This window comes from Pandoraea commovens, from assembly GCF_902459615.1.
Lineage (GTDB): Bacteria > Pseudomonadota > Gammaproteobacteria > Burkholderiales > Burkholderiaceae > Pandoraea > Pandoraea commovens.
The window spans coordinates 359,437-371,595 of the sequence record NZ_CABPSA010000005.1; the positions used below are offsets into that span (position 1 = coordinate 359,437).

Here is a 12,159-nt window from a genome sequence, read left to right on the forward strand (position 1 = left end):
CGATCCATTGTTTTGTCTGCGACGTCGGCATTTCATTCGAATCGTCGCGCTGAACGGCACTCCCCTCACGTAACCCGCATGTCTGCTCGGAACACGACTGACGATCGTGCCGATGGCGACGCGCGACATCGCGGTTAGAACGCGTGTTCGACATCGCACACCTGCGCAAACAGCTGTCCGAAGCTGCGACACCTGTCGCAGCCTGCGACAGGTGTCCGCGCATGTGATGCGGCATCGAAAGTAGCCGCCCACAGAGGGAACACGTGGCTGTCGATATGGCATCCAAATTGCTTGGAGTCCGTCATTTGTCCTCGCCACCCACAGGCGCACGACACACGATGAACAACGACAAGAACGCCGTGCAAGCGGGCACGGGGCTGGCGCTTTACGGGGCTTCGGGAGACGTATTGGCCCGATTCAGGGGATGGGCCGCGCATCTGAGCCCGGACGAGCGCAGGCGGGCGGACGCGTTTTCCCGACCGTCCGATCGGGAGGATTATGTTGCAGCGCACATTCTGGCGCGGGTCGCTGCGGCGCGCATTACCGGGCGTCCGGACACGCCCGGCCCGGCAGCGCGCACCTATGTTCTCGTGCAGCGCTGCGAGCAATGTGGCGGTGCGCATGGACGCCCGCGTCTGCCTGCGCATCCGGGCTTGCATGTGAGTCTGAGCCACACCCGGGGCGCGGTCGCTGCGGCGTGCGCGATCTTGCCCGTCGGCATCGACGTCGAACACTGGGACGAAGCACTCGCCCCGGACGTCGACCTCCCCGGCCTGAACGAGCGCGAGCGCAAGCGACTCGGCGCGTTCGCCAGCGTCGCCTGCACGCATCATGCACCGTCGCCACGTGCGCTGGCCTGGTTGCGTCTCTGGACGCGCAAAGAGAGCCTGATCAAGGTCGGCGGCACGACGCTGGACGAGATGAGCGGTATCGACCTGTCGGCCCTGCCAATGAGCGAAGCGCCGCTGCGCGCCTGGCAACGTCGCGTGGCACATGGCGTGTGGGCGATGACCGACTGGCTGGACCCGGCGCTGCGCGTGACGGGCACCGTCTCCAGCGCAGGGGGGGTGAGCGTCGAGCGCATCGACGCATGACGTCGATCACGCATTCGACGCAAAAAAAGTAAGCCGCCCGAGGGCGGCTTACTTCATGGCAACGACAATGACCCGATGCGTGTTCAGGCCACAGCGGCTTCGTTCTGCTCGGCGTCGACTTCGTCTTCTACCGAGCTGAGCATCAGGTGTTCGAACGCGCCGAGCGACGCCTTCGCGCCTTCGCCGACAGCGATCACGATCTGCTTGAACGGCACGGTCGTCACGTCGCCTGCGGCGAACACACCCGGCACCGAGGTCGCGCCCTTGGCATCGACTTCGATCTCGCCATGACGCGAGAGCGACACCGTGCCCTTGAGCCATTCGGTGTTCGGCACCAGACCGATCTGGACGAACACGCCTTCGAGCGCAATCGTCGAACGCTCGCCCGTCGCACGGTTGAGGTAAGTCAGGCCGTTCACCTTCTGACCGTCACCGACGATCTCGGTCGTTTGCGCATTCATCAACACACGCACATTCGGCAGGCTGCGCAGCTTGCGCTGGAGCACCTCGTCGGCGCGCAGCTGGGTGCCGTATTCGATCAGCGTGACTTCCTTGACGATGCCCGCCAGATCGATGGCCGCTTCTACGCCCGAGTTGCCGCCCCCAACCACTGCAACGCGCTTGCCCTTGAAGAGCGGGCCGTCGCAGTGTGGGCAGTAGGCCACGCCGCGATTGCGGTATTCGCGCTCGCCCGGCGCGCCGATTTCACGCCAGCGTGCACCGGTGGCCAACACCACGGCGCGAGCCTTGAGCACCGCACCGCTGGCCAGATGCACTTCGTGAATCTTGCCTGGGATGAGCGCTTCGGCACGTTGCGTGTCGATGATGTCGACGTCGTACGTCTTCACGTGCTGTTCGAGCGCCGTGGCGAATTTCGGCCCTTCGGTGTGCGTGACGGAGACGAAGTTCTCGATGGCCATCGTGTCGAGCACTTGACCGCCGAAACGCTCAGCCACTACGCCCGTCGCAATACCCTTGCGAGCAGCGTAAATCGCAGCCGCCGCACCTGCGGGGCCACCACCCACGATCAGCATGTCGTAGACCGGCTTGTTTTCCAGCGCTTTCGCTGCACGCGCCGTCGCCCCCGTGTCGAGCTTTGCCAGCAGTTCCTTCACGCTGGTGCGGCCTTGCGTGAACGATTCGCCGTTGAGGAACACCGTCGGCACGGCCATCACCTGACGCGCTTCCACTTCGCTCTGGAACAGCGCGCCGTCAATGGTGACTTGCTGGATACGCGGATTGATCAGCGCCATCACATTCAACGCCTGCACGACTTCCGGGCAGTTCTGGCACGACAGCGAAATATACGTCTCGAAGCGGAAGTCGCCATCGAGCGCGCGAACCTGTTCGATGGTGTCGTCGTCGAGCTTGAGCGGGTGACCGCCGACCTGCAACAGTGCCAGCACCAGCGACGTGAACTCGTGGCCCATCGGCAATCCGGCGAAGCGAATACGCGGTGCCTCGCCCGGCGTGCCGATCGCGAACGACGGACGACGCTCGTCGGCATCGGTGCGTGCCACGACGGCGATCTTGTCCGACAGCGGGGCGATCTCTTCGACCAGCGCCTTCATTTCTGCAGACTTGGGGCTATCGTCGAGCCACACGGCGATTTCGATGGGGCGCGTGACTTTCTGGAGATACGTTTGCAACTGGGCTTTGAGGTTCGCGTCCAACATGGCTGTTTTTCCGTCTCGATAGGGTGAGCGAGGTCCACCGCGTCGGCCGGGGGCTGGCGCAGGTAAGCGTCGGGAATTCGGGGTTGGGTGCCGGCGCAGCGGGCTTTAGGGGGGACCCGCGCGCCGGCAGGTGACGCCGCTGCGTGACAGGAGCGGCGCTTGCTGCGGTACTACCGGTGAAACTCTGGGTGGTGCTTAGATCTTGCCGATCAGGTCGAGCGACGGGCTCAGCGTTTCAGCGCCCGGCGTCCACTTGGCGGGGCAGACTTCGCCCGGGTGAGCGGCGATGTACTGCGCTGCCTGCACCTTGCGCAGCAGTTCCTTGGCGTCGCGGCCAATGCCGTTGTCATGGATTTCGCACAGCTTGATCTCGCCTTCCGGGTTGATCACGAACGTGCCACGCAGCGCCAGGCCTTCTTCTTCGATCAGCACGTCGAAGTTGCGCGAGATCGCCAGCGTCGGGTCCGCCACCATCGGGTACTGGATCTTCTGGATCGTGTCCGACGTGTCGTGCCAGGCCTTGTGCGTGAAATGGGTGTCGGTCGACACGCTGTAGATCTCCACGCCCAGCTTCTTGAATTCTTCGTAATGGTCGGCCAGATCGCCAAGCTCGGTCGGGCACACGAAGGTGAAGTCGGCCGGATAGAACACCACCACCGACCACTTGCCCTTCAGGGTTTCGTCGGTCACGGTGATGAAGTCGCCGTTTTGATAGGCGTTGGCTTTGAACGGCTTGATCTGGGTGTTGATGATCGGCATGTCGTAGTCTCTTGGACGGGGTGGAAAGTGTTCCCAGTATGCCGAATGCTATCGATATGTAGAAATTGATTATAAAAATCTATGCGATTAAGCCAGGCTATCGGGGCCGATAGCCTGGCTGCTATGACGACCGCCCCCATCCGGACGGCCACGGGATTCGGACCCTCTCAGCGGTTCGAGCCCTTCGGATAACGCACCGCGCGCACCTTGCCGCTGGCTGCGCCGCCGCAGTAGAACGTGCCGTTGCCGTCATACTCGAGGCCGCTCACGACCAGACCGTCCGGCATCTGGACACGCTTCAGAACTTCGCCGCTGACGGCATCGATCTGGCGCAGTTCGCTCTCGTCGTTCTCCCACGTGCCGTGCCATAGTTCGTCGTTCGCCCACGTCACGCCGGTCACGAAGCGATCGGATTCGATCGTGCGTAGCACGCGTCCATCGGTCGGGTCGACTTGCAGGATGCGTCGGTCGCGATACTGTCCGACCCACAGACTGCCCTCGGCCCACGTCAAACCCGAGTTACTACCGCGATCTGCCGGTGCAGGAATCGAATGCACCACGCGGCCGGTGGACGGCTCGATCTTGTCGATGCGCGACTCGGCGATCTGGTACAGATGCTTGCCATCGAAAGCGGTGCCCGCATCGCTCGGCGCATCGACGGTGTGGCTGACCTTGCCGTTCGCGGGATCGAAGGCGACGAGGGTCTCGCCTGTCGCCGCCCATACCTGCTGCCCGTCGAAGGTCACGCCGTGGATGCGATCGATGCCCGGAAAGGGGCCGTATTCGCTGATGATGTCGGCTGCGCTCACGGCGGCCGTGCGGAAGTTTCGTTGCGGTGTGCTCGTCATATCAGGCTCCGGTTGTTACGCCGCGTTCGGCGTGCAAGTCCACTCTAGCCAAACGACCATCCGGCAGGGAGTAACAAAATTGTCGTGAATTGGGTGAGCGGCGGCGCCATCCAGCGCCGCGCCCGCGCGAGGCCGACGGCACGCACGCGCCCTTCCGCTTCCAGTTCGCCGAGTGCGCGCTGGACCGAGCGCTGGCTCGCGTTCAATGCGAGTGCAAGTGCCGACGTCGACCAGGCCGCGCCGTCTGCCAGCAACGCGACGAGCGAGGCGCGCTCGCCGTCGATGGGCGGTAGCAGGACGGTCACGGAAGGTCTGGCGATGTCAGGAGCGGCGACTGTCGTGGCTCGCTCGCTTGCGTGAGTGCGTGGGTGAACGTCAAGGGGGCGCAAGGCAAAGCCGCGCGGTGTTGCATCGATCTCAGCGATGCCTTTGAGCACACTGCGCAAGCGTCCGATTTCGACACGCAGGCGCGCCCGATGCGTCTCGTCGGGACGACGCAGGCGGAACGCGTCGGCGATCAGTGTCTCTCTGTCGATATCCCCTGGCCACGCACGCGCCAGATGCAACGCAAGCGTGAACAGCACCGGCCGTCTGGCCAGCGGACGCCACACGTTGCCCGTCCCGATACCTCGACGGCAGGCATCGACCACCAGGGTGTCCGAGTGCAGGAGTGTCGCGGCCTCCGCGAGCGACAGCATCTGTTCGCCATCGCGATGCCAGCGTCTCGCTGCCGGACGCCCCATCGTCTCGCGAAGACGCCGCACTTCGGCGCTGAGCGCCGGAACGTCGGCGGTCGCCGCTGCGGCCTGCGCCTGGGCGAGCGCGGCATGAGCGTCGGCGATGCGTAGCGTACGTAAGGCAAGTTCTGCTGTCGTCAGTGCATGCACGGCCGTCAATCGTGCAGGTGCATGGGGCAACGGCGCATCTTGCAGGGCAAGTGCTGCGGCATCGAGTTTGCCGAGCAGCAACAGACGCCGCGCAACGATCAACCGCGCGAGCATGGCGTTGGGGAAATCACCGCACTCGGCAAGCTGTGACGCAGCGGCTTGTAGCGACCGGTGCGTGCCACCGAGGTCTCGCATAGCGAGCGCGACCTCGGCATCCGCAACGACACACCGTGCACGAGCGACCGACTCATGCGTGCCGAAGCCACGCGCAGCACGCTTGAGCAGATCCCGGGCGCGAGCGAAATCCCCAAGCTGCGCCATCGCAATCCCACGCAACGCAAGGGCCGGCGGGTCATCGCGAAGCGCCACACGACGCAGTGCGCCGAGCGGATCGCCCGACGCCAGCGCGCGGGCCGAAGCGGCAATGAGGGAGTCCATCGCGGGATATTACCGCGCGCGACAGCCAAGTCCTGGACCGAGTGCTGTCGAACGGTCGCACGACGGATGCAAAGTTCTAGGCCCAGTAACCGTTAAAATCGGGGTTTTCGTCCGGAATACGTCCATGTCTTTTGACTCGTTGGGTCTGATCGATCCGTTGCTGCGGAATTTGCAGGATCTCAACTACGAGACGCCTACGCCGGTGCAGGCGAAGGCGATTCCTGCCGTCCTCGCGGGCAAGGACGTCATGGCAGCCGCGCAGACCGGCACGGGCAAGACAGCGGGTTTCGCGCTGCCGCTGTTGCAACGTCTCGTGCAACTCGGACCGCAAGTCTCCAGCAACCGGGCGCGCGTGCTGGTGCTGGTGCCCACGCGTGAACTGGCGGAACAGGTGCTGCAAAGCTTCGTCGAGTACGGCAAGGGACTTAGCTTGCGATTTCTCGCAGCCTACGGCGGCGTGAGCATCAATCCGCAAATGATGAAGCTGCGCAAGGGCGTAGATGTGCTCGTGGCAACGCCGGGTCGTCTGCTGGATCTGAATCGCCAGAACGCCGTGCAGTTTGATCAGGTGCAGACGCTGGTGCTAGACGAAGCCGACCGTATGTTGGATCTGGGCTTCGCGCGAGAACTCAACGCAGTGTTTGCCGCGCTCCCGGCCCAACGTCAGACGCTGTTGTTCTCCGCGACGTTCACCGACGACATTCGCTCGATGGCCGCGAACATTTTGCGAGAGCCGGTCGACATCAGCGTGAGTCCGCGCAATGCCACGGCCAGCAAAATCAAGCAGTGGGTCATCCCGGTGGACAAGCGCAACAAGCCGGATCTCTTCATGCATCTGGTCGCCGAGAACGACTGGAAGCACGCGCTGGTGTTCGTCAAGACCCGTAATGGCGTGGACTATCTGGCAGGCGTTCTGGATGAGGCGGGCTACTCGGTCGACACGATCCACGGCGACAAGCCGCAGCCCGCACGACTGCGTGCGCTGGAGCGTTTCAAGACGGGCGAAGTACAGATGCTGGTGGCGACCGACGTCGCCGCGCGGGGACTGGACATCGACGACCTGCCGCTCGTCATCAACGTCGATCTCCCGATCGTGGCGCAAGACTATGTACACCGGATCGGCCGCACCGGTCGCGCGGGGGCAAGCGGCGTGGCCGTATCGCTCGTGTGCGCCGACGAAGCGCCACAACTGGCCGCCATCGAAGCACTGATCCAGCAAACGCTGCGTCGCGAGGAAGAACCCGGCTTCGAAGCCGAACACCGCGTGCCGGAGACCAGCGCGACGGGGCAAATCATCAAGAAGCCGAAAAAGCCGAAGAAGCCGAAGGTGCCGAGCCTTCCGCAAGGCGGCGTCGGCAAGCAACCCGCGCCTAGCAAGAAGGCGACGCCGCAACACGGCGAGAAGAAGCACAAACCCGCGGCACAGCGCCCGGCGTCGACGGGTAACAGTCCGAAGCCCGCTAGCGGCAACCCGTTCAGCGGACAAAAGACGCGTAGCAAGCCCGCGAAAGACTCCGTCGCGAATTTGCTTAAGCCTGCCGGTAAACCTTCGGGTGGTCGCGGCAAACGCTGATCGGGCTCTGCGGTGACGCGAGCATTTTGCGGTCGGCCCCGCTCGGAACATCGTGCGTCTGACTGATTTCGTCTACGACTTTGCTTAGCACTTCAAACACAGTATCCGGGGACACCTTTGTAGGAGGTTCCTTGTTGGTGTTCCGGTGCGCGATCCAATCTCGGTATCTTTTGATCTGCTTCGCGCGTCCGATCAGATTTACGTCCAACTCCGGTTTGAAAAGGTCGAGAATCTCGTCGAATCGCCAGTACTCGACCTCTGACTTGAACTTCTCGGCAAGCTTGCGCGAATATCCCGCGGGATGTCCAGATGCCAGCAACTCATTTGCCGTCTGCAATCGCTCGACGACGTATCGTTCAAACGTGGCAAAAAGCGCGAAAACTGCGAGATCGGCGGCTTGTTTTTCCGCGTTCACCAAGGCGGTTTCAACGTCCTCGCGCACAGCACTAAAGAGTCCAGCCCGTGGCACGAGTACCCCATCAACATGGTCACGCGCAATGTACGCCACAACGAAAAGACTCTCATGCGAGACGCGATATGCCTGATAGACGACCTCCAGTGGATTAATGAATGTCATGGCCACAAACGTCCGCAAGCAAGTCCATGAACAGCGCTTCATCGAGCAGCACCGCGCGGCGTACCCTCGACTCAATCCAATACCATCCGTTCTCTTCTATTCTTCGTACGAGCCGCCCTCTCAGCGGATTCCCGGGTCGGCGAATGACAATCGTCGCTGATTTGAACCCCGGGTCGTACTCTCCGTAGAACACCAGATTGTGGAATGTGTACGAACCAACGATCTCCACAAGGCCATCTGCGGCGAGGGCATCAGACGCTGCCGGAACGATTTTGGCCAGCAGATTGCCATCTTTTGAGATGTACAAAGCAGGCGCTTCGTACTTCCCCTCTCTTTCCTCACTCAACAACTGAAGTCGAGTTTCGACCTCCAGCTTGTGTCGATGACACCACCGGGTCGCGTCTTGTAGCAAGGCGTCTACGCGCTCGAGATATTGCTTGAGGAGGAAAGATTTTTCCCGACGTAATTCACTCATTTCATGACTCACAGGACTCGGCGGACTCCGCAGCGAAGTGTTCGCTCGCGGCACCATCGCCGAGGGGTTGAAGAAGTCATGAGCGTACGTGACGCACTAACGTGTGCGACGCGGGCATTTGCTCTGGGAGATGTGAAGCGGTACGCCTCCGGCTTGAAACTACGGCGTGAGGCGCATACGGAAGGCTTCCGATAGACCCAGTGCCTTCGAAACGAAAATCAGAAATTGCCGAGCTTTTCACAAAGCCCTACGCAAATTACTCAATACCCAGTCACCACCGCAAACGCGAGTGCGCCCCCCGAGAGCAACAGCAGCACCAGGAACAGCGGCAGGATGAACTTGATCCACTGACCGAACCCCACACGTGCCGTAGCGAGATAGGCGAGCAGCATGCCCGAGGTCGGGGTGATCATGTTCGTCAGTCCGCCACCGAGCAGGAACGCCAGCACCGACGTCTGCGGACTGACGCCCGAGAGCTGCGCGATCGGTCCGATGATCGGCATGCTCACCGCCGCCTTGCCCGACACCGAGGGAATGAAGACGTCCAACGCCATCTGCACGCCCATCAGCCCGTTCGCCACTGCCACCGCCGACTGTCCGCGCACCGTGCGCGTGAAGTCGTTGATCAGCGTATCGAGTACATAGCTGCCATGCAGAATGATCTCGACGGACGCCGCCAGACCGATCAGCAACCCGGCGAGCATCATGCCCTTGAGTCCCTCGACGAACGCGTCCGCCGCCGTGCGCGAATCGAGACGACCGACGACGGCCGTCACAAGACTGGTCAGCACGTAAAAGGCCGACAACTCCAGATTGCCCCACTTCAGTTCGCTCGTACCGTAGACGAGCATCGCGGCCGCCACAGCCAGCACAAGCAGCGTCGCCTTGTGACGCCCCGACAACCGCGCATGCAGATGCGCCACCGTCGCCATCTGCGCGCGCGCTTCACTTAGCCGGTACTCACTGCGATACACATGCCACAGGAAGTACGCGATGCCCAGCGCCAGAAATACCACGAACACCGCGATGCGCAGACCGATCCCCGAGAACAGCGGCAAGCCGACGAGCGGCTGCGCCACGGCGAGCGCCAGCGGGTTCGTCACCGATGCGATGTAACCGATCTTTGCCGCAATCGCCACCAGCGCGACGGCAAACAGATTCGACAGTCCAAGGCGGCGCGTGAGCACCATCACCATCGGAATGACGACGAGATACTCGGAGATGAAGCCGAGCAGCGTACTGCCCAGCGCGATCAGCACCATCAGCAGCGGTGCGAGCACGTACATATTGCCGGACGTGAGTTGCAACAGCCGGTCAATGCCTGCGTCGATGGCTCCCGTCTTTCGCATCACACCGAACATGCCGCCGACGAACATCACCATGAAGATGAGCGGTGCGTTCTTCACCAACCCTTGCGGCACCGAAAGAAACGCGGAGACGACGTTCGCCGGTTGTGCCTGCTCAGGGGTGCTGTGCGTGGCTTTGGGCGCGACAAGCATGCCGATGTCGTGCGTCTTGGGCACCACCTCGTACGTGCCCGGCACCACGAGCTTGCCGTCGCGCTCGAAGCGTCCGGCATCGACCCACCAGGTCATCGCTACAGCCATCACGAGCACCCACAGCATCATGACGACGGGGTGCAACATCTTGCCGTGTGGCTTCTCGGTAGGCCCCGCGGGCGGGTCCGGCAATTCGGATTGCGGGGATGCGGGGTGCCCGTCGACGGGTGTCGGCGCGAGTGCTGTCATGTCTGTCTTGCCTGTTGTCTCTTGTTGTATTCGTGAAATGACGTCGCACCGCGCCTGAGGCAGTCGGCTACGCCACCTTATTGGCTTGCGCCTCGAACGAGGCCGGTGCGGCAGCGCCGCCCGTGTAACCCAGTTCAGCGGAAATCTGACGGCTGCACGCTTGCAGACGCTCCAGATAATCCGGGATCTCGATACGGCTGATGCGCGCTTCCGGTCCCGAAATCGAGAGGGCTGCCACAACCTCACCGGACACGTCGCGCACCGGCACCGCAATGGCGACGGCGCCACTCGTGACTTCGCCCGCACTCATCGCATAGCCCTTGCGGGCGACGGCGGCGAGTTCATCCGCGAATGCCATCGCGTCGGCCGCGACCGGCACGTGCTTCATCCGCGCGAAAAACTCGTTGCGAATGGCGTCCTGCGAAAACGCGAGCAGCAATTTGCCCGACGCCCCCGAGCTGAGCGGCCGACGATTGCCGACCGAGCCGACCGAGCGCACCTGATGCGTGGTCTCGCAGCGTGCGACGCACACCGTTTCCAACCCTTCAGGCACGCGCAGCACGACGGTCTCGTTGATTGCCTGATTGAGCGTCAGCATGTGCTTCTGCGCCGCGCGTACAAGAATGTTCTGCTGCGACGCAGCCACCCCGATCACAAACGCCTGCGGGCCGAGCGCGTAGGTCGTCGTGCGTTCGTCCTGCAGCACGAAGCGGTTGTGCTCCAGCGTGCACAACATGCGATAGGTGCGTGACTTATTGATGCCCAGACGGTTGGACAACTCGGTCACGCCCAACCCAGGATGCTCCGCAACGAGCGAGAGCAGTTTCAGGGCGCTGTCGACGGAATCGACGATGTAGTTCATGGGATTTCCTTCGGGCTTGACTGCGAGCGGACCCACCGGGCGAGCGCAGCCGTGAACGTTTCCAGATGGCGCCCGAGCGTATCAAATCCTGCGTGCTTCACAAAGCGCGCTTCGTCCATGTACAACGCGCGGTTGATTTCGATTTGCAGGCTCGAACGGCGGCGGGCCGGATCGCTCACCGCCGTGAGCAGATCGCCGCCCTGATACGGCGTGTTGACCTGCACCCGATAGCCCAGTTCGCGCAGTTGATCGGCGACCCACTGCGTGAACACCGGATCGGACGTCGTGCCCAGCCGGTCGCTCACCACCATGTCGGGGCGCGCCGCACCGTCGTCCACATTCATGGCGTTACCTCGCGACTTCATCGAATGACAGTCGACGTGCCACAACGCGCCGTGACGTGCAAAAGCGTCCTGCGCCGCGTCGATCAGTGCCTGACGGTACGGCAGGTAATACGCGTCGATGCGATGACGCACCTCGGCCACCGTCAGCTTCCGGTCGTACATCGGCACGCCCGGCAAGGCGTAACGACGCAGCAGCCCCATGCCGCGCGCCGAGTACTTCTCCGGTGCAATCGGCCCCGGCCAGGGCGCGTCGAGCATGTCGGCATCGATGTCGGTCACGGCACGATTGGCGTCGATATACATGCGCGGGAAGTTCGCGGCGATCAGCGTGCCGCCGTGGCGCGGCACGCACGCCCAAAGCTCGGCGACGAAGGCATCCCAGCCGGTGAGGAGCGCCTCATGCGGCACCGGCGTGTGGAAGTCGTCCGGCATGCCGACGCCGCTGTGCGGCGAGTCGAACACGATCGGCAGCGAAGCGTCGACCGCGCCCGCAGCCGGACGCGTGACGACGCACGCTTCGCTATGCGACACGCAAATGTCTGCCGACGAAACCGTTGTGAGGTTCGCGCCTCCAGCCTTGTTGTTTTCTTGCGTCACCATCAAAAATTTTTTCCGCGTTCCCACGACCGCTGTCCGGTCGAAATCGCTGCCATCGAAACTCACAAATCCTCGTTGTTTTATTTATTAAAACAACGTATTAAAAATTAAACCTCAAAAATTTGAGCCGGTCAATTGAGGAATCTGTCATCGACGCAGGAGATGGCAAATGCCCGGCTGCCAGTCATCACAAAAACCAATGCCATCAAGCATGTTTTATTGATTGAAATACAAAATTCGGCAATCCCCTCTCCTCCTGCACGCTCGATTTTTTTCTCGTC

The 12,159-nt window shown here is 62.4% G+C and carries 11 protein-coding genes; 2 read left to right on the plus strand and 9 right to left on the minus strand.

Going from position 1 to position 12,159, the window contains the following annotated elements; translation table 11 throughout:
* Positions 1–338 precede the first annotated feature (338 nt).
* Positions 339–1,094 carry a 4'-phosphopantetheinyl transferase family protein gene (locus PCO31010_RS16850; RefSeq protein ID WP_174984848.1) on the plus strand — a complete coding sequence of 252 codons (756 nt, stop codon included), beginning with the start codon at positions 339–341 and terminating at the stop codon, positions 1,092–1,094.
* A gap of 83 nt (positions 1,095–1,177) precedes the next feature.
* On the opposite strand, the gene ahpF is transcribed toward PCO31010_RS16850, so the two are convergent.
* From ahpF to PCO31010_RS16870, 4 genes are all read right to left on the minus strand, one after another.
* Complete coding sequence (gene ahpF / locus PCO31010_RS16855) at positions 1,178–2,770, minus strand: alkyl hydroperoxide reductase subunit F (protein ID WP_150665247.1); 1,593 nt, start codon at positions 2,768–2,770, stop codon at positions 1,178–1,180.
* Between the two features lie 195 nt (positions 2,771–2,965).
* Complete coding sequence (gene ahpC, locus PCO31010_RS16860) at positions 2,966–3,529, minus strand: alkyl hydroperoxide reductase subunit C (RefSeq protein WP_039372199.1); 564 nt, start codon at positions 3,527–3,529, stop codon at positions 2,966–2,968.
* Between the two features lie 167 nt (positions 3,530–3,696).
* A complete protein-coding gene (locus tag PCO31010_RS16865; protein WP_150665248.1) occupies positions 3,697–4,377 on the minus strand; it encodes a Vgb family protein in 681 nt (226 codons plus the stop codon).
* A gap of 44 nt (positions 4,378–4,421) precedes the next feature.
* Complete coding sequence (locus tag PCO31010_RS16870; RefSeq protein WP_150665249.1) at positions 4,422–5,702, minus strand: helix-turn-helix domain-containing protein; 1,281 nt, start codon at positions 5,700–5,702, stop codon at positions 4,422–4,424.
* A 124-nt stretch (positions 5,703–5,826) separates the two neighbouring features.
* Here PCO31010_RS16870 and PCO31010_RS16875 point away from each other — a divergent pair, with 124 nt between their 5' ends.
* A complete protein-coding gene (locus PCO31010_RS16875) occupies positions 5,827–7,275 on the plus strand; it encodes a DEAD/DEAH box helicase (protein WP_150665250.1) in 1,449 nt (482 codons plus the stop codon).
* Here PCO31010_RS16875 and PCO31010_RS16880 read toward each other — a convergent pair.
* The 5 genes from PCO31010_RS16880 to PCO31010_RS16900 form a co-directional block, all read right to left on the minus strand.
* Positions 7,232–7,852: a hypothetical protein gene (locus PCO31010_RS16880; protein ID WP_150665251.1), complete on the minus strand. Its 621-nt coding sequence runs from the start codon at positions 7,850–7,852 to the stop codon at positions 7,232–7,234. The two genes, PCO31010_RS16875 and PCO31010_RS16880, sit on opposite strands and share 44 nt — an antisense overlap.
* Positions 7,839–8,327, minus strand: a complete 489-nt coding sequence (locus tag PCO31010_RS16885) for a hypothetical protein (RefSeq protein ID WP_150665252.1) — start codon at positions 8,325–8,327, stop codon at positions 7,839–7,841. Before PCO31010_RS16885 ends, PCO31010_RS16880 begins: the two co-directional genes overlap by 14 nt.
* 260 nt (positions 8,328–8,587) lie before the next feature.
* A complete protein-coding gene (locus tag PCO31010_RS16890; protein WP_150665253.1) occupies positions 8,588–10,075 on the minus strand; it encodes a YfcC family protein in 1,488 nt (495 codons plus the stop codon).
* Between the two features lie 67 nt (positions 10,076–10,142).
* Positions 10,143–10,937: an IclR family transcriptional regulator gene (locus PCO31010_RS16895; protein ID WP_150665254.1), complete on the minus strand. Its 795-nt coding sequence runs from the start codon at positions 10,935–10,937 to the stop codon at positions 10,143–10,145.
* Complete coding sequence (locus PCO31010_RS16900) at positions 10,934–11,881, minus strand: N-formylglutamate amidohydrolase (RefSeq protein WP_150665255.1); 948 nt, start codon at positions 11,879–11,881, stop codon at positions 10,934–10,936. Before PCO31010_RS16900 ends, PCO31010_RS16895 begins: the two co-directional genes overlap by 4 nt.
* Positions 11,882–12,159: the final 278 nt, after the last annotated feature.